The sequence below is a fragment of the Vibrio coralliilyticus genome (assembly GCF_024449095.1).
Taxonomy (GTDB): domain Bacteria; phylum Pseudomonadota; class Gammaproteobacteria; order Enterobacterales; family Vibrionaceae; genus Vibrio; species Vibrio coralliilyticus_A.
This window is the reverse complement of sequence record NZ_CP024628.1, coordinates 752,805-770,986: the sequence shown is the minus strand read 5'-3', so window position 1 is coordinate 770,986 and position 18,182 is coordinate 752,805. Positions and strand designations below refer to the sequence as shown.

Annotated in this window: 18 protein-coding genes and 1 pseudogene; 7 read left to right on the top strand and 12 right to left on the bottom strand. The window is 41.5% G+C overall.

Annotated elements, in window-relative coordinates; all coding sequences use genetic code 11:
- Position 1: 1 nt before the first annotated feature.
- Positions 2 to 1,434 (top strand): annotated as a pseudogene (locus CTT30_RS19080) (zonular occludens toxin domain-containing protein).
- 206 nt (positions 1,435 to 1,640) lie between these two features.
- Here CTT30_RS19080 and CTT30_RS19075 read toward each other — a convergent pair.
- Positions 1,641 to 2,078, bottom strand: coding sequence for a hypothetical protein (locus CTT30_RS19075; protein ID WP_252037557.1), 438 nt, complete (start codon positions 2,076 to 2,078; stop codon positions 1,641 to 1,643).
- A gap of 346 nt (positions 2,079 to 2,424) precedes the next feature.
- Between CTT30_RS19075 and CTT30_RS19070 the strand changes: the two genes are divergently transcribed.
- From CTT30_RS19070 to CTT30_RS19060, 3 genes are all read left to right on the top strand, one after another.
- Positions 2,425 to 2,886 carry a hypothetical protein gene (locus CTT30_RS19070; protein ID WP_252037555.1) on the top strand — a complete coding sequence of 154 codons (462 nt, stop codon included), beginning with the start codon at positions 2,425 to 2,427 and terminating at the stop codon, positions 2,884 to 2,886.
- A gap of 341 nt (positions 2,887 to 3,227) precedes the next feature.
- Entirely contained in the window at positions 3,228 to 4,319 is a 1,092-nt protein-coding gene (locus tag CTT30_RS19065) for an AAA family ATPase (RefSeq protein ID WP_252037554.1), read from the top strand.
- Positions 4,280 to 4,978, top strand: coding sequence for a DUF4276 family protein (locus CTT30_RS19060; protein ID WP_252037553.1), 699 nt, complete (start codon positions 4,280 to 4,282; stop codon positions 4,976 to 4,978). Before CTT30_RS19065 ends, CTT30_RS19060 begins: the two co-directional genes overlap by 40 nt.
- A 27-nt stretch (positions 4,979 to 5,005) precedes the next feature.
- Here CTT30_RS19060 and CTT30_RS19055 read toward each other — a convergent pair whose 3' ends face one another.
- Positions 5,006 to 5,371, bottom strand: a complete 366-nt coding sequence (locus CTT30_RS19055) for a regulator (RefSeq protein ID WP_252037551.1) — start codon at positions 5,369 to 5,371, stop codon at positions 5,006 to 5,008.
- 218 nt (positions 5,372 to 5,589) lie between these two features.
- Between CTT30_RS19055 and CTT30_RS19050 the strand changes: the two genes are divergently transcribed.
- Positions 5,590 to 6,126, top strand: coding sequence for a hypothetical protein (locus tag CTT30_RS19050; protein WP_252037550.1), 537 nt, complete (start codon positions 5,590 to 5,592; stop codon positions 6,124 to 6,126).
- Positions 6,127 to 6,622: 496 nt separating this feature from the next.
- Here CTT30_RS19050 and CTT30_RS19045 read toward each other — a convergent pair whose 3' ends face one another.
- The 9 genes from CTT30_RS19045 to CTT30_RS19005 form a co-directional block, all read right to left on the bottom strand.
- Entirely contained in the window at positions 6,623 to 6,772 is a 150-nt protein-coding gene (locus CTT30_RS19045; protein ID WP_252037548.1) for a YoaH family protein, read from the bottom strand.
- A gap of 64 nt (positions 6,773 to 6,836) precedes the next feature.
- On the bottom strand, positions 6,837 to 8,048 hold the full coding sequence (gene traF / locus CTT30_RS19040; RefSeq protein ID WP_252037546.1) for a conjugal transfer protein TraF: 1,212 nt from the start codon (positions 8,046 to 8,048) through the stop codon (positions 6,837 to 6,839).
- A gap of 59 nt (positions 8,049 to 8,107) precedes the next feature.
- A complete protein-coding gene (locus CTT30_RS19035) occupies positions 8,108 to 8,980 on the bottom strand; it encodes a DUF2861 family protein (RefSeq protein ID WP_239838966.1) in 873 nt (290 codons plus the stop codon).
- Positions 8,980 to 9,639, bottom strand: a complete 660-nt coding sequence (gene vxrB, locus CTT30_RS19030) for a response regulator transcription factor VxrB (RefSeq protein WP_239838957.1) — start codon at positions 9,637 to 9,639, stop codon at positions 8,980 to 8,982. Before vxrB ends, CTT30_RS19035 begins: the two co-directional genes overlap by 1 nt.
- On the bottom strand, positions 9,614 to 11,113 hold the full coding sequence (vxrA, locus tag CTT30_RS19025) for a sensor histidine kinase VxrA (protein WP_252037544.1): 1,500 nt from the start codon (positions 11,111 to 11,113) through the stop codon (positions 9,614 to 9,616). The genes vxrB and vxrA overlap by 26 nt, the downstream gene beginning before the upstream one ends.
- A gap of 103 nt (positions 11,114 to 11,216) precedes the next feature.
- Positions 11,217 to 12,593, bottom strand: a complete 1,377-nt coding sequence (pntB, locus tag CTT30_RS19020; RefSeq protein WP_252037543.1) for a Re/Si-specific NAD(P)(+) transhydrogenase subunit beta — start codon at positions 12,591 to 12,593, stop codon at positions 11,217 to 11,219.
- Between the two features lie 12 nt (positions 12,594 to 12,605).
- On the bottom strand, positions 12,606 to 14,141 hold the full coding sequence (pntA, locus tag CTT30_RS19015) for a Re/Si-specific NAD(P)(+) transhydrogenase subunit alpha (RefSeq protein WP_239864091.1): 1,536 nt from the start codon (positions 14,139 to 14,141) through the stop codon (positions 12,606 to 12,608).
- Between the two features lie 295 nt (positions 14,142 to 14,436).
- Positions 14,437 to 14,718, bottom strand: a complete 282-nt coding sequence (locus CTT30_RS19010; protein WP_239864092.1) for an HlyU family transcriptional regulator — start codon at positions 14,716 to 14,718, stop codon at positions 14,437 to 14,439.
- A 10-nt stretch (positions 14,719 to 14,728) separates the two neighbouring features.
- Positions 14,729 to 15,100, bottom strand: a complete 372-nt coding sequence (locus CTT30_RS19005) for a late competence development ComFB family protein (protein WP_239838952.1) — start codon at positions 15,098 to 15,100, stop codon at positions 14,729 to 14,731.
- Between the two features lie 222 nt (positions 15,101 to 15,322).
- Between CTT30_RS19005 and CTT30_RS19000 the strand changes: the two genes are divergently transcribed.
- The gene (locus CTT30_RS19000) at positions 15,323 to 16,558 is read left to right on the top strand and encodes a GGDEF domain-containing protein (RefSeq protein ID WP_252037542.1); all 1,236 of its coding nucleotides are present in this window, start codon (positions 15,323 to 15,325) and stop codon (positions 16,556 to 16,558) included.
- 54 nt (positions 16,559 to 16,612) lie between these two features.
- Here CTT30_RS19000 and CTT30_RS18995 read toward each other — a convergent pair whose 3' ends face one another.
- Entirely contained in the window at positions 16,613 to 17,545 is a 933-nt protein-coding gene (locus CTT30_RS18995; RefSeq protein WP_252037541.1) for a GGDEF domain-containing response regulator, read from the bottom strand.
- Between the two features lie 175 nt (positions 17,546 to 17,720).
- Here CTT30_RS18995 and CTT30_RS18990 point away from each other — a divergent pair, with 175 nt between their 5' ends.
- A complete protein-coding gene (locus CTT30_RS18990) occupies positions 17,721 to 18,158 on the top strand; it encodes a DUF3069 domain-containing protein (RefSeq protein WP_239838949.1) in 438 nt (145 codons plus the stop codon).
- Positions 18,159 to 18,182: the final 24 nt, after the last annotated feature.

Sequence of the window (18,182 nt, the reverse complement as noted above, 5' to 3'; positions counted from 1 at the left end):
GATGGCTGTACGTATCAGAACGGGCGCCAATGGCGCGTATAAATCTTCTTATGTGGCTTACTTTACGGTTTTGAAGGCATTGAAAGCGGGTCGCGTGGTGGTGACGAACATTCAAGGCATGGCACCACTTCATATCATGGAAAAACGCCTTGATATCAAATTTCCTTCAACCACCAAATTGATCCGCATATCGAGCAAAAATGAGCGTGGTTTGGAGCTGTGGCAATACTTCTTTTGCTGGGCACCGCTTGGGGCGTTGATTGTCATCGATGAGTGCCAGGATATCTATTCGCCTAAAGTGGGCTTTGACATCAAAAAGATTCGGTATAGACCGCTTCAAGAATTCCTTCCTCTCTTACCTGAGGGGTATGAGGATTTTTTCAACTCTCACTATGTGCCGGTTAACATGGACGAGTTAGACCCGTGTGACATTGATGACTGCGGCCACGCTGAGTATGACGAACAAGGCCGGATTATTTATCCGTTCACTTTTAACGAGGGGTTCATGCGTCATCGTCACTACAACTGGGATATTGAACTCCTCTCTCCCGATTGGAAGCAAATTGACTCCGGTATCAAAGCCTGTGCTGAAGAATGTTTCTTCCACAAAGGCCGTGATGGTTACTTCTGGGCTAAGCGCAAGCCATACATCTTCGACATGACAAGACGGTCACAACCCCTTCTATCCCTAAAGGCTCGCACGCGAACTTAACCACGCAAAAAATCCCGCTTGATGCGTTCTTATTGTACAAGTCCACAACGACCGGAAAAGCGCAATCATCCGGTCAGATGAACACACTATTCCGTAGTCCGAAATTCATGGCGGTCTGCTTACTTATCATTTTTGGTTTGGGGTATTTAATCTATGGTATATCCGATTTGGTTCATCGTTATTCTGAGGAAGATACGCAAGCGCAAACGACTCAAGCTTCGAATTCCGATACCCCACAAACTCATCCATCTAGTGAAACGGATGCTCAAGGGCATTCTCATGTATCTCATGGTGGGGATAGCAATACGACTCACCTTAGTGCCGTTGATCCAGATGCTCGTTTAAACCTGCTGCGCAATATGCTTGGCATGTATGACATTCAATCGCTTTACTACACAGGCCATGCGACCAAGCACACCGATAAAGGGTTTGATTTCTTTGTTACGCTGGAAGCGGTTACCCCTTTAGGCACGTACCACCTCAATGACTCGTTCCTGACCGCCAATGACATTCAATTTGTTCACTACGATGACTGCTTCTTAAAACTGACTAAGCAAGCGGCCAGTCTTAATGTCTTTTGTAAACCTGTCCAGAGAGAGCCGATAGAACGTGGCTCTCAATCTGGCTCACCTGAAATTAAACTTTTCTATGACTTCACTATGTGGATCCTTGGGGAGGCGGCCAGACTCGTTAAGTCTCGCTTTAAAGCCCCGCAGGGATAAGCAATGCACGAAGTGCAAGCGAAGCACCAAGCCGCCTGATTAACTTTGCAATTGTGTCATTGGTGGGCGGCGCGGTCAGTGCACATAACCCGATAAAGAAAAATAACCTTCGTCCTGCCAAGCCTCTGACAGTGTCTTAGTGAATGCACAATCGAATGCGACATGGACGAGGACGTATTACACCTAAGGCGCTTAACGGGTACAGGTTAATCAGTCTGATTCGCACTCAAGCTATGAAATAAATCACGAAGAGCAACTTCAATCTTAGAGCGCTCATTATCAGAGCAAGACTTGTAGTAATCAGAAAGCTGCTTGCACTCAAAGGCTAAAGCGGAAACCAACCGTACATTTTCAGTAGGAAGCCCCTTTTTTCGGCCAGAGCCCGAACGCTTACCGCCATGCTGTGCTTTGGCGTCTTTGTTTTTCATAGAAGAACACTCATTATTAACGCTAAGTGGCGTACCCCACCCATCCAAAAAGTAGAACTCAGGGGACTTATCCATATAGCTACGAGCAATGCGCACGGAGGTTTCTGGGTGTTCCATGTAACAATAGCCTTCACGGAACATACCTACATCGTGCTGAAAATCAGAAAGAAGCCTCTTGATGTCATCACCCATCGCAGCTTTGCATTGTACACTCATAACTTGATTCCTGTAACTCATTTCATGACTCTTGATTATTGTAACAGGTATCATAATTAAATCTTGAATTGTGTAACTAATTTCATGTGATGTACCTCTACAATCCAACACTTGATAATTGTAACGGGTTTCATGTGGAAACGATGCGCACCAGTGAATAAGCGACGACGACGAAAACTGAGGAGGAGAAGAGTTGAGCTTGGTGCGTCATTGTCATACATCCCCTACTCCTAGACCTTACAAGCTTTAACCAACGATTTAATGCAATCGGTTTGATATTTAAATCCCTTTCCTGTAGAACATTTTCGAAATCAATAAATCAACCACATCTATAAGGGAAAATGAGATGTTTAAGTATGCATTTCTGCTTTTGTCATTGGCTTCACATCTAGCGCATGCCGACTTAATTAAACCAGATGATAAAGATTACTGGACCGTTGATGGCCTAGCTCACTATGTAAGGTCCAGAGAAGATGACAACTACTACGTTCGCTTCGTTTCAAATCACAATAACCCATCGGTTGTCGCCTTTGCTGGCCGTGGACGTTTCTGTATTGATGAGGGTCAAACCACCAAAATGAAAGTTCAGTACCAATGGGTTAACTTTATTCAGCGATGCTCTTCTGGACGTGCCTATTGGATACCTAAATCACAACAAGGCATTAACTTCGTCAAAAAAGAGTTCTCAGGTAACTCAGACGTGCAAATCATGTTCAATAACGTGGTCTACTCTTTCTCCACAAAGAAATACACGTCTGTTAGACAGCATTGGGAAAGAACGTTAAAGACGCTAGGAAAAGCACTCTAGTGGTGGGCAGAGTACGCCCCGTATAGTAATACGGGGTGAAAGTCCAAGCTTATTGCAATCTAATGAGATATCACAAACTAATAAAATAACACTGTATCCAAGATTGGTGTATAGTGATGCACTGTGAATCACCATATATAAGTCTATACTTTACTTATGAAATCTGTACGCACGGCATTTACACTGTCAGAAGCACAACACCAAGAGTTGCAGAAAATATCAAGCTCAAGCGGTGTTTCTATCTCGTGGATCGTTCGACATGCTGTCTCTGAGTTTTTGAATCATCATAAAGACAATCATTTTAACCCTTTAGTAGCTCAACATAATTCTGAGGTTAATGAATGAAAGAAGTAACTAACTCTGACCAGCTAAGCCGTTTGCTAATTGAAAACTACAAGTCTATCAAGCACTGTGATATCAAAATGGGCTGTTTGAATGTTTTAATTGGTGCAAATGGAGCGGGAAAATCAAACTTCATTGGATTTTTAAAATTAATTCCGGCCATATTGGAGCATCGTTTGCAACTTACGGTGGGAAAATCAGGTGGCCCAGATGCACTTCTTCATTTTGGTCGGAAAGTATCTGATAACATCAAAGGCGAGTTTTATTTCGGAAACAACGGGTACAAATTTAATTTAGAGCCGACCAGCGATAATAGAATGTTGTTTTCTCGTGAATCTCTGTGGTGGAATATGGCTGGTGATATGGGTGTATATTCTGGTCACTTTGAATCTATGGTGGATAACCACCGTTCTGGTGTTAAACAATATACCCTTCCAATAATGCGTATGTGGAGAGTTTACCATTTTCACGATACAAGTGATTCAGCAAAAGTAAAGCAGGTTCACCGAATTAATGATAATGAATATTTACGTGAAGATGGCTCCAACTTGGCCGCATTTCTTTACCGTTTGAAAGAGAACCATAAAAACAACTACAAGCGTATAGTTAAAACTATTCAAATGGTGGCTCCTTTCTTTGGTGATTTTTATCTAAGGTCTACAGCAAGTAATTCAGACTTTATTGAATTGGAATGGACAGAAAAAGATCAAGACATACCTTTCAAAGCAAACGAACTTTCGGACGGAACGCTACGCTTTATCTGTTTGGCTACAGTTCTATTGCAACCTGAAGAGTTTATGCCAAGTGCGATTATTGTAGATGAGCCAGAGTTGGGCTTACATCCATACGCAATATCGGTTTTAGCTGCTTTAATTTCGGCTGCGAGCAATGAACATCAGTTGATAGTATCAACTCAATCTGTTGAATTAGTTAACGAATTTGATATCGAAGATTTAATAGTTGTTGATAGAGTGGACGGCGCATCTACTTTCAAACGCTTAGAAGAAGAGCACCTCAACGAATGGCTGCAAGATTACAGTCTAGGTGAAATGTGGAAGAAAAACTTATTGGGTGGGAGGCCACAACGTTGATACGTGTTAAGATTTTTGTTGAGGGCCAAACCGAAGAAACTTTTGTAACAGATGTTCTAGCCCCTCACTTCGCTCTACAGAATATCTTCTTTGTACCTATACTGGCTCAAACAAGCAGAGGCCATAAAGGAGGTATTGTAAGTTATGGTAAAATCAAACACCAAATTGAAAAGCTGTGTAAATCTGACAATGATGCTTATGTGACTACATTGATTGATTTTTATGCCTTGCCTACTGACTTTCCAGAAATACGTGCTCCAGAGTTAACAGCTAAACGAGATCTATTTGAAAAGGTTAACCACCTAGAAACCGCCTTCGAAAACGATATTGATCAGCCAAACTTCATTGGTAACTTAACATTACACGAATATGAAGCTTATCTTTTTTGTGACCCAACCCATTTTGGTTACTGGCTAGATGATAATGATGATGCGATAGAAAAGCTTATAGCCATAAAAGATTCTTTCGCTAGCCCAGAACATATTAACAATAGCCCACAAACTGCCCCTTCGAAGCGTATACTTTCAGTAATGCCAAGTTATAAGAAGACCGTTCATGGCCCGTTAATTGCCGATGATATTGGTCTTGATGAAATTCGTAGGCAATGTAAACATTTTAGTTCTTGGTTAGCCAAGATAGAAAAGCTGAATCAAAAATAAAAAGGGGCTCAAATTGAGCCTCTTTGGTTATATTAGACGTTTTAATACTCGCGCATTTCTTAATATTTTTCGCGCAACTCCTATGTCGTTCGAAGCACCTAACTCTAGTAGGGCAATGCCTATCAGCACTTGCTGTGCTGTGACCAACTGTCCAGTTGGGAGTTCTAAACGATCATATCTCATTACAAAGTTTTTCCAGTCTTCACATGAACTTAGTTCTCTGCCCCTACTCATTCGCATCAACCGTTTACACTCTGGAGGAATGGAATTCCCCCTATCCCATCCCTTGATTGTCCTCACACTTTTGAAACAAAGATGCGCTGCATCCTCTACTGATAAACCGCATTCAAACTCACGAAAAATATAGTTTTTTGTCATTTCGTGATACTTCATGATTTACTCTCTCAAAAACGAAAGAATTTATTAACCTATTGATTGTTTTAACATGAAAACCATTGAACATAAGTAGACATAATGCGTACTTGGATTGTGGGCGCAATTTACTAATGCCCAGTTTGAGCCATTAAAAAATCCGCCTCCACATCTGGTACTTATCATACAGCTCATGCGAAAATGCTATGTGTTCATCTAAAGCTGAAACTGATTAATCAATGAAAGTACTTGCTCTCTCTCTTTCTCTTCTTCTTTTATCTGGCTGTTCTACCACTATTAAGGAGGATTTATCATTTATTGAGAATGTTGAGTATGAGCATGTTATTGGCGTACCAAGAACTAACAAAAAGAATGTGATGTTTACCTATAGTCGCGAAGGCAAGAAAGATCGAACTGTGGTTTTAACTATCGATTTTGAACCAGTCGTAATGCGCTTTAAGCTTTGTGAAAACAATGGCCAATATGATGGTTTGAGTGATGCTGATATCAGTGTAATTCCAAAGCTCACCATTAACTGTTACTCGTGGGTTGCAATCCATCCACTCGAAAATGATAAATATCTTCTTTCCTACGAACTGAACCTGTTGTTAGGGTTTCAACCAAAGTATATCGACGGCAAGAAAGTTCTCGAGCCTATTATGAAGAAACTTGCCCAGTATAAGGCTGTTTATCGTCCTGACTCAGTCGCGTATCCATTAAAAAGATACTCTAATGATAAGTTAGTTGAATCTACGTTCGTTGATTTCAATTTATAGCGAGCGTTTGATGTCCGCCCCCACAATGTTTAGATATTAAATTATCTGCCTTTTATCTCGTATTTACCTCTTATAATCACAGCCAATAAGTGACACTGTATCTTTTTATAGTGAAGTCAAACTAGAGCTTTCTGTCATATTACAACTTATCATTTCTACGCTCAGAGATCGGACTCTAACATTTCTTTCTAATCCAAACATTCCAAAAGCTATCTGTGACACCATAACTCATAAGAACAAAATGCTATGGAATAGTGAGTGCTTACAGATAAAAGGTTACTCTTTGTAATTAAATTACAACAAAGGGGTGCGCCACTTTGTTGTGGAGATGAATATCTCATTCTAACTCATTGTATTTAAATGACTTAGTGTGAAATTCTCATTACTTAATCGTGTGATTCATTTTGGCTCAAAGATAATTTCCTATGGAAAATATCTTTGCAGTGTAAATAAAAAGAGAGCAGTTTCCTGCTCTCTCCTATATAAATAAACGGCTCTACTCTTTTGGCTTTGCTTGCTGTCTGATTTCTTCAGCGACAATTTTGATGGCTTCTGCTGTACTTATCCCCTGTGCCATTAGCTCTTGGATTTTTTCAACAGCTTTTTGTTGTTCATGGTGAGATAGAGATGGGAAATCATCTAGCATAAAAAAGGCTCCTATTTACTTAGGAGCCGACTATATTATGATTTCTTTATTATCACCAGAACTTCTAATAACTTCCTAAGAAGTTGATATAGGCACCCATTGAGTTTTCGTTGGTGTAACTTGCACCGACATCCATTTGGAACAGGTTCAATGGTGATAGACCTATACCAGCAGTAATAGTATCGTCTAGATTGTCATAGGCGAGATTACGTCGCCACCCTGCCCTTAGCTTAAGTTGACGCATGATGTCGATTTCACCGCCGACTCTCAGATATTGAGTGTTATCATTAAAATTTGTGTAACGCTCATCTTCATTAATATCGTAATCGACACTTAGTGTAGCGTAGTCGGCAACTAAGCCCACGCCAACTGTGTATTGAGGTTTCATTTCATAAGCGTATGAAGATGCAGGAATAGATCTAGTCTCACTTGAAATAGATGATTCTAAAGTCTGCTCACCGAGCTCCTGAGTCATAATATCTCGGGAAACAAGGTTCATCGCTGATACACCAGCGCGTAAAGGCCCATGGAACCAAAGGAAACCAGCATCCATGTTAAACATGGTTTCGCCAGTGCCATTGTCTCGGACGTCTTTGATATCATAATTATTTATGTTTGCACTATACACATAGGTGTAGACACGTTGAATCTTAGGTGAAATACCAAAAGATATGTGTTGGCCAAGGAAGGTTTGATACTTAGCCAGAGAAATACCAACTTCAGTCACCCCAATAGCAACTGCGTTGACAGTGCTGAGTTCAGCATTAACGGCCACGTTTAAATCACTATTACCAGTGTCAGCATCGGTGTAGATATCTGTTTGTGCAAATGATTCCGCATAGGCCTTACCGAAAAGGTTCGCTGCAATAAAACTATTTGGTATTGCGAAAGCGACTACCCCCCCAATTTCGAGCTTTGCAATATCATTTTCTAAACCATTGAGGGTAGTTTGAAGTCGAGCAGCATCTTCAGAAGTAATACTATTGCTACTGACAGCACTATTAATGATGTCAGCAGCTTGGTCTAATCCATCAACCATCTCGTGCTCATCATTATAGGCTAAGCCAAATGAGGGGATGATCATACCAACATCGTCGTTGCGTCTATAGATTGCTGTGATGGCTGGGTTGTAGAAAGGTGCTGTTAAGAAGTTTGCAGAAACAACCCCGACTCCCCCCATTGCATCGCCTCGTGCTTCTACTGCATAGGTGGCTGCATAGGAACTTGTTGAAGCCAAAGCGATAGACAACGATAAGATTTTTATTGAATTTTTCATATCGATATAAACTTTCTATTTCCTTATGTTTATATCGTCCTATTGTGTCTTAACTTTAATTATTCCTCTATAGAAACGTCATATGTTTTACTAATTATTTGGGACTGTTCAACAATTATTGGGCCTTGCCATCTTTGATGAGTCATGGATACGGCTAAGACGTATCGACCGGGTTCAACAATATTCGGTTCTAAAGCGTTTGGATAATCGGACTCATAGGTGTCTCCCCACACTTTATTATATTGTCCATCAACATAGTTATATAGAGCCGTATCTAACTTTGGCAAAGGGCAATGAGAATTCAATAACGCATTTCTTTCGACCCTCCATTGATCTTTGGATTGCCAGCGTACCGTGACTTTTGCCTTCGGTTCGCCGAATACTATCCAAGAGCTCCATGAAGTCTGATCTTTGGCTGTAACATCTAAGCGATATAAGCCCATAGGGATTTTGCTGTTTAGATTGTAACGCTTAACGTATGATTTAATCTGTTCTTCATTTTCAGCTAGCTTAACAAAGGAATTATCTGTAGAAATGCTTTTCTGCACCCAGCGAGAGAGTGAAATATCAGTGACATCTTTTCGAGACGCAATTTCAATTAGCGCACGATATGAATCTCGTCCTGGGCTTTGGGTTTCGATTGCACGAACCGTAACCCCTTTTATCCAGTCAGGGAAGGGTTTTGAATCTAGACCTTTGCCGCAATCAACTTGAAGTGACTGCTGAAACAGCTCATTAAGGTGTGGTGAGATTGCTCTATTCTTCTCCTGTTGCCAAACTTCAACTAACGATGTAAACATCGCTGGGAGATCATTATTCAGCAAATAACGGTGGGCTTGAGTTAGCGGAGAATTACTCTCAAACCATGGGATATTAGCCGCAGAGGTAGGCGTGCTAGCTAGCACGCCTAGAAGTAACGCTTTAAATTTCATCAGGCCTTCATTTTGTAGCCAACCCCACGAAGGGTTTCAATTTCCAATCCAGGCAGCTTCTGTCGTAACTGAAGAACATGAGTATCGACTGTTCGAGTCGTTGGGAAATGATTGTACCCCCAAACATGATCGAGTAGCTCGTCACGAGTAAATACGCGGCCTAAGTTACTTGCTAAGAATAAAAGCAAATCGAATTCAGTTCGGGTTAATGTAATGGACTCATCTTTATAAAAGACTTCACGAGTTGCTTTATCTATCACTAAATGTTGAGTTTTTACTTTGCTGTCATCTTGAGCATCAGACTCAGGCGCTCTCAGCTGAGCACGAATACGAGCAAAAAGCTCAGCTTCCGCAAAAGGCTTCGTTAGATAGTCGTTTGCTCCCGCATCTAACCCCGTAACCTTGTCTTTTACTGTTACCAGTGCGGTTAACAAAATGACAGGAACATCTTTTATCGCCTTCCAGCCAACCAGATGCTCTACGGAATCACCATCCGGCAATTGACGGTCCAAAATAACAAGATCCGCCTTATCCCAATATTGCTCTACATCAGCAATGGTTTCAGAGTGAAAACATTCATACCCTGCTTGTTCTAGGCTGACTAACAGGCCATCGGCTAGGTTTTTATCGTCTTCAACAAGAAGCAGTGTCTGTTTCACAAGGTATCTCCAATATAAACGTTGTTGGCGGTCCAATCAGGGTCATTTTACCCCCCATTCTGCCTACCATAGATTCAACGATTGTTAAGCCTAAACCAAGACCAGCTTTACTAACAAATGGCTTACGTAATTGTCGCCAATCTTTTTGAGTTAACTCGCCTTGGTCTATCACTTTAACGGTAATTAAATTATCATCAGTGCTGACATCCAGCACTATCGGCGCAACACCATATTTGGTCGCGTTGCGTATCAGGTTATCAATACAAGTTCCTAGCCAATAAACATTCAGCTTTGCTGCTACATCATGATTGACTGCTAATTGGATCTTGCCATTAAATTCTTCATCAACTTTAAACTCTAACCATTCTTTCACTGATGGCACCCATTCGGTGGCCAGAGGTTTATTGTCTGATTGTAAGTAATCTTTGCTGGCTTCAGCCAGCTGTCTTAAGCGCCGAGAGTCTTCACACAGTCGACGAAACTCATCATAAACTGACTCAGGCAGCTTTTCGAACTCACGCCGAAAACCTTCGACCGTTAGAGATAGACTCGCGATCGGGGTTCTAAGTTCATGTGTTAGTATCTGAAGAATCAACATTCGACTCTTCATTTCTTGGCGTTTAGTGTTCCAACGGTAAACAGACCATCCTAAAACCAACAGAATATTGGCAATAACCAATATGACCATGCTGACTCGAAGTATCTGAGAGTGATCTTCAACATCCCAACAGAGATTCCCCCTTTGGACAAAACAGCTATTCGACTCGCTTTTTAGCTGAACACTTAATCCTGCGTCATCTGCATTTTGTTTCCAAATACTTTCTGGGAAAACTAAGTAACTATCATTTTGACGTAGCCACATCTCACCCTGCTCAAGAAACATACTCGATCCTGAAAGCAACGCGAGTATTGTTTCTTCGTTCATTCTTTGCAAGCGGCCAAGCAGTGTTTCCCTTGGCGCTAATGGCCTCTCCTTAATATGCATATACTGTTGGAGCTGCTCTTGTCTTTCAGGATGTAACGAAACATAACGTTTGGCATAAGTACCGCCACCCGGGTGAATTAACCCACTGCGTGCAAACCATTTTTCACTCAGCTTTGTCCCTTTACAAACTGCTCGAGTAAATACCAACGGTTCAGTAATCAACGGGCTTAACGGCAGTTTCCCAGTACAGTTTTGTGCCAGTTGATACAAACGTTGAATATCTTTCAATGGATAAGACGAGGTCTGAGGAAGCATTGAATCTGGGGTGATCAAACGGGTTGGGTAATCAGATTGTATGATACGAATATCGTAAGATGCACTGAATTGATCCTGGCTGAAAGAATCGACAAATTGATCGATGCGTTCAGGCAGCGAATCAGCATTAGCACTGAAACTCAATGCTGCTGTACATACTGTTAATATATTGAAAACCGTTCTAATCAATGCAAAAATTCTATAAATCAGTAGGTTAGATTTAGAGTAAAACATTATGGCAAAAATATAAATTTCAAATGTAATATTGGTGTCAATAATGCTACTCAGAAAACAAAAGAAGCCAGCAGTTGCTGGCTTCTTACTTAGTTAGACTATGTTACAGAGCTTTAGAAATGGCGTCTACACTCTCTTTCGCGTCACCAAATAGCATCTGTGTATTGTCTTTAAAGAACAGCGGGTTTTGCACTCCTGCATAACCTGTGTTCATAGAGCGCTTAAACACAATAACGTTTTTCGCATTCCAAACTTCTAGAACCGGCATGCCAGCAATCGGACTGTTTGGATCTTCTTGCGCTGCTGGATTAACAGTATCGTTTGCACCAATCACGAGAACTGTGTCGGTTTCATCAAAATCGTCGTTAATTTCATCCATTTCCAGAACGATATCGTACGGAACTTTCGCTTCTGCCAAAAGTACGTTCATGTGACCCGGTAACCGGCCAGCAACTGGGTGAATGCCAAAACGTACTTTTATACCCTTAGCTCTCAGCTTCTCAGTAATTTCATGAACTGGGTATTGTGCTTGAGCAACAGCCATTCCGTAACCTGGAGTGATAATCACCGACTTAGAGTTTTTCAGCATTTCAGCGACTTCATCCGCAGTGGATTCACGGTGCTCTCCATGCTCAACATCGGTTGAAATAGAAATTTCCTGACCAAAACCGCCTGCGATAACACTGACAAACGAACGGTTCATTGCTTTGCACATAATGTACGAAAGGATGGCGCCTGAAGAACCAACCAAAGCCCCCGTTACGATGAGAAGATCGTTTGCAAGCATGAAGCCTGCCGCTGCGGCAGCCCAACCAGAGTAAGAGTTAAGCATTGAAACGACGACTGGCATATCAGCACCGCCGATAGAAGCGACAAGATGATAACCAAACGCGAATGCAATCAATGTCATTACAATAAGTGCGAACATGCTGCCATCAGCGTTCACAAAATGCATCATAAGCAAAGTCGAAACAACAACTGCTGCCAAGTTCATTTTATGTTTGTGCGGAAGGTTCAAAGGAGAAGATGAAACAATACCTCGAAGCTTACCAAATGCGACAACAGAGCCCGTAAAAGTTACCGCACCGATGAACACACCCAAGAAGACTTCAACTAAATGAATCACATGTTCAGCGTGTGTCGCAGCTTCTGGTGCATCTAGGTAGCTGTTGTAGCCCACCAAAACCGCAGCCATACCAACAAAGCTATGAAGAATTGCAACCAACTCCGGCATTTCGGTCATTTCTACTTTCTTAGCGTAATGAATACCAATGGTGCCACCAATTGCCATTGCGATAATGATCCAAACAAAGCCTTGAGATTCAGGACCAAAGATCGTTGCAATCAAGGCGATCGTCATACCGGCAATACCGTAGTAATTACCTGATTTCGCTGATTCTTGTTTGGATAAACCAGCTAGGCTCAAAATAAAGAATAATGCAGCAACAATATAAGCTGCTTGTACTAATCCTGCAGACATTCTCGTTACTCCTTAGTCTTTACGGAACATTTCAAGCATACGTTTAGTGACGGTGAAGCCACCAAAAATGTTGATACTTGCAATTAAAACGGCAATAAATGCCAAGAAAGATACAACCCCATTCCCCTGACCTATCTGCAATAAAGCACCAACAACAATGATGCCTGAAATTGCATTAGTCACAGACATAAGAGGAGTATGGAGTGCGTGCGTTACGTTCCAGACAACGTAATAACCTACAACACACGCGAGGACGAACACCGTAAAGTGAGAGAGAAATGCTGCAGGCGCGACAGACGCAATCCAAGCAAAAGCACCAACACCAATAGCTAAAGCGGCAAGCTTCTTGACCGGAGAAACTGGCTCTGCGATTTTTTCTTCAACTTTCTCTGGCTCAGCAGGTTTCTGTTGCGGCTGAGCTGATACTTTTATCGGAGGAGCAGGCCATGTCACTTCTCCTTCTTTAACAACCGTAACACCGCGAAGAACAACATCTTCAAAGTCGATATCAATATTACCGTCTTTTTCTTTGCAAAGTAGTTTAAGCAGGTTAACTAAGTTAGTCGCATAAAGTTGAGATGATTGAGTCGGTAATCGGCCAACCATATCGGTGTAACCGACAATTTTAACACCATTGTCAGTCGTAATGACTTTATCTGCTTGAGTGTATTCGCAGTTACCGCCGTTAGCAGCCGCTAGGTCGACAATGACACTTCCCGCTTTCATGCTATCCACCATTTCTTTGGTGATTAGCTTAGGCGCAGGCCGGCCTGGAATGAGTGCCGTTGTAATAATGATATCAACATCTTTAGCCTGTTCAGCATAGAGCTCTTCCGCTTTTTTGTTGAATTCATCTGACATCTCTTTTGCGTAGCCATCGCCCGCACCAGAATCTTCTTTGAAATCGACTTCTAGGAACTCAGCTCCCATCGATTGAACTTGCTCTTTGACTTCCGGACGAACGTCAAACGCTCGAACAATTGCCCCTAAGCTACCAGCAGCCCCAATTGCAGCAAGGCCAGCAACACCAGCCCCAGCCACAAGCACTTTGGCGGGTGGAACTTTACCTGCCGCTGTAATTTGGCCTGTGAAGAAGCGACCAAACTCATGGGCAGCTTCAACCACTGCACGGTAGCCGGCAATATTGGCCATTGAAGACAATGCATCTAACGCTTGTGCCCTTGAAATTCGAGGCACTGAATCCATTGCCATTACGTTAATGTTCTTGCTCGAAAGCTTTTCCATCAACTCTGGGTTTTGAGCTGGCCAAATAAAGCTGATGAGTGTAGCACCCTCTTTAATTAAGGCGATTTCATCGTCGCTTGGTGCGTTAACTTTAAGAATGAGGTCTGACTGCCATACCTCTTCCGTGGTGACAATTTTGGCACCAGATGATTCAAAGGAGGAATCATCAAAACTTGCAAGTTCCCCTGCACTAGATTCGACATTAACATCAAACCCTAACTTCAACAGCTGCTCAACCGACTTGGGCGAGGCAGCCACTCGCGTTTCACCCGCGAGTATTTCTTTTGGCACACCAATTTGCATAGCTATTCCTTGACTACTGGCAACAATGATTAACTGTTTTTATCTAACGGTTTCATTAACTTCAAGCACTTTGTAACAAAAATACAAAATATCATTACATATAACCGTTGGTAATGAAGCACTTCGAGTATTACATGATGATGAAACAACGCTTTCACTAAAATTTGAGAGGTCGTACCAGCTGCATTTAATTATTAATTAAATCAGATAAATAGCGGTAATACACAGAATAAAAGAGCCATCAGCATAACGACTAATGGCTCTTAAATTTATGACATTCATCAAGTTGGAAAGACTAATTAAAAATATTATCGCCCATCTGATCGATAAACATTTGCGCTTTTTTTAACATAAATTCATTAGCATCCGATTCAGAAGACAGAACATCTGAGCGTATAAATCGATGCTCTTTAATTTGCCCTTCAAATTCTTTTGTAATACGACCTGCGATTCGATACTGACCACCTTCAGGCTGAGCTTCTTGGTAAATCAGAAAGCCTTTATATTCTATTGGTTCAACTTCGGCTTTAGCTTGCTCTTTACTAGCGCCACCAAACAAACGAGAAAATAGTCCCACCTAGTACTCCTTAGGTATCTTGCTTATGCATAATCAGAGGTTTTTCAAACCATTCAAGTTCCGTATCATCATCGAATCTTGGTTGGCTAAACATGATTGGAACTTCATCTTTACGATTTCTTCTTCTATCGTCAACTATCATTGTCAACGCAGCTTCAACAGCTGTGACTGAATACCTCTTAAGAACAACGAGCCTTTCCTCTGACAGCGCAGATAAGAAGTCGATATCATGACGAATATAAACAGGTCTAAGTTGACTTAGGGCCAAACAAGCCAAATCTGCGAGTTGTTCATGATCAAACTGGTCAGTGTATTTACTGTGAGCTAAAACCTGGCCTACAAGAGTTTCCATGTAGTTGTGAACATCAACACTAATTTGCATAAACCTTAACTCCTTTAAGATTTGGAATTTTCTTATGAGTATCAGTTAACTATAAGGCACAAAGTGGGATTCGGGGTATTTTGCCGTCACTTTTTGACCATTGTTTATACTAACACTCACTTTTCATTCATTAGTTTAGTAAAAAGCTTGGAAAATCATCAAATCAAAGTATTCTAAGGCTTGTATATTAAGAAGTTAATAAATAAGGCTAAGGCTAGGTACATGTCGTTTTCTTTGGTAACAACAAATTGGTTTCGTTTAACGTTTCCGGTGCTGCTGTTAGCGATGATTGGTTTGGGCATGAATAATGTGATTCTTCTCACTCAAGCCAACTTAGGCATTACTGCAAATCTCCCCTATTTTTTATTCCTGAGTGTTATCGGATTAGGTCATGCCTTCAAACAGTGTCGAATTGCTATGGTGGCACTGACCATGCTTGTCGTCTATTGGTACATACAAGAACACCTACAAAGCTCACTCTCTACAGGCTCTACTTTACTTGAGCTCTCTCTATTAGCATTTGTTGTCCCTATTGCTTGTGCGTTGGTGTATCCATACAAAGAAAGAGGCGTACTAAGTCGGTCATTTATAATCTACATTGTTACACTGTCACTCATGGGTTTGTGGTGTTACCTTATCCTCACGCATTTCTATGAAGGTGGCTTCAAAAGCTTTGATAAAACCTTTCTCTACTCTGAGCCAAGTGTCTCTAGGTTACCTCTGATACTGGTTCTGTATTCGATCGGCGCCGTATTATTAAGTGCGATATTCGTTTTAAAAGCCAATCGTATTATTGACGCGGTGGTATACTCAGCTATAACGCTTTCAACTGTTACGTTTACCTTCTTCCACATTCAATATGTGTCCAGCACTATGTTCACCCTATCGGGTTTTCTCTTGCTCATTTACATGTTTTCAGCGAGTTACGAGCTTGCCTTCAAAGATAGATTAACCGATATTCCTGGTCGTCTGGCATTAGAGTCTGATTTGCGTCACCTAGGTAAGCGCTACACTATCGCTATGCTTGATATCGACCATTTCAAATCATTTAACGATACTTATGGCCACGAAACCGGAGATGATGTCCTTAAACTTGTCGCCAGTAAAATGAAGCAAGTCGGGGGACGAGCAAAGGTCTATCGTTATGGGGGGGAAGAGTTTACGGTTTTGTTCAAAAATAAAAACGTAGAGGAGGCCTTGGATCACTTAGAACTGTTACGAGCTTCCATAGAAGAATATGAAATGGTTGTAAGAAACGAGAAATCCAGACCCAAAAATGACAAGACAGGCGCCAAAAAACGTAAAAGATCGAGCTCCCATGATCACGTTAATGTGACAATTAGTATTGGGGTCGCAGATTATAGTGACGCTGATAATGTCGGTGAAGTGATGAAGAGTGCTGATGCGGCTTTATATAAAGCCAAGCGTGCAGGACGAAACCGTGTCGAAATTGCATAATTTACATATAAAGGCTCAATTTATTGAGCCTTTAAACTATTAGGATAAAATCGCTTACTCGATATAACTGAATCGATTACGACCTTCACTTTTTGACTTGTAGAGCCCCTCATCTGCCTTTGAATACATCACATCTGGTATTTCGCTACCTTTGGGAGTGAAACTGCACACGCCTTGTGACACCGTCACATAGTCGGAGACTAAACTATATTCATGTTTGATTGCTAAGGTTTCGAGTGTAGATTGAATACGTCTTGCGTGCTGCTGAGCATGTTCGGCGTCCGTATGACCTAATACAATAACAAACTCCTCCCCACCGTATCTCCCAACAATCTCACCGCTGCGTGAAAATAAGGAGTCCAAGGCTTGAGCAATCTCTATCAAACACTTATCCCCTTCAATATGACCATAGTTATCGTTGTAGAGTTTAAAGTGATCAACGTCGAGCAAAATCAAGCTCAGCGGTAGGCTGTGACGACCATGGACAGCAATCATTTCTTTAAGTTTTTCATCAATGTAGCGACGATTCTTCACTTTAGTCAGGCCATCTTCACTGGCTAATTTTTCCAGCTCTTGGTTCACCTTAGCCAATTCGGCCGTTTTTTGGTTAAGTTCACGACGCATAAAGGCAATGCGTTGCATCGCAATTAATTTGGAAGCAAGAACCAATTTATCGACGGGCTTGGTTAGGTAGTCATCCCCACCCGCTTCAATTGCATTAGCGATCATCGTTGGTTCATCGTGACTACTAAGAAAAATGATGGGTATCCACTCTTTGTAAATGGAACGAATACGCTTAGAAACTTCAAAACCATCCATTTCAGGCATTGAAATATCGAGTAAGATGAGTTCTGGTTCAAATGTGGGGTACATTTCTAATGCCTGTTCCCCTGATTCGGCCATTTCGACGGTATGGCCCAGCTGTTTTAGACGAATAGCCAATTGCATGCGCTCCATTTGCACATCATCGACTAAAAGTATTTTCATCGAAGATCCCGATAATTCCACTCGCGTTACCTGTTATTTATAAACTGGCCGAAAAATCAGCTGGTTATAAAAAATAATACTCTAAGGTCACCAATTCCTCCACTATGGTTGACATTTAATGTGGATTTTTTAGGATAACGCCGCTGTATACGTAAAATTTATGAGATAAAAATTAATGTCTGACGCAAATCAAACAGAACAACCTAAAGTTGACCTTTCGACAGTTTCAGCAGAGCTTCGTCAAGTCATCGAATTTGACGATGTACCTGAAGCGATGCACTTCATGGTGACATCCATTCACGAAGTCTCTGAAGAAGCGGTTCGGGAAGCTTGGGATGAGCTACCAAAAAGTGCTCAAAATGTTCTAGATAACTTCGAGCAATTTCATGCTCTAATCTCTGTGAGTCAGGCGTTTGCAGGTGTTAATGTAATGGAAGAGTTCCCAACGTTAAAGCTACCTGAAGATATGACTGATGAGCAGAAAGAAGAGTATCGTGCTCAGCTTCTTGATCAAGTTCTTCATAACTGTGTAAAAGATATGGTTAAACAGATTAAGAAAGCACGTCGTGACCCCATTTTAAAGCGTGATTTCACTGACGTTTTCGCCAAGTAACAACACCAAAAATCGCCGCATGAT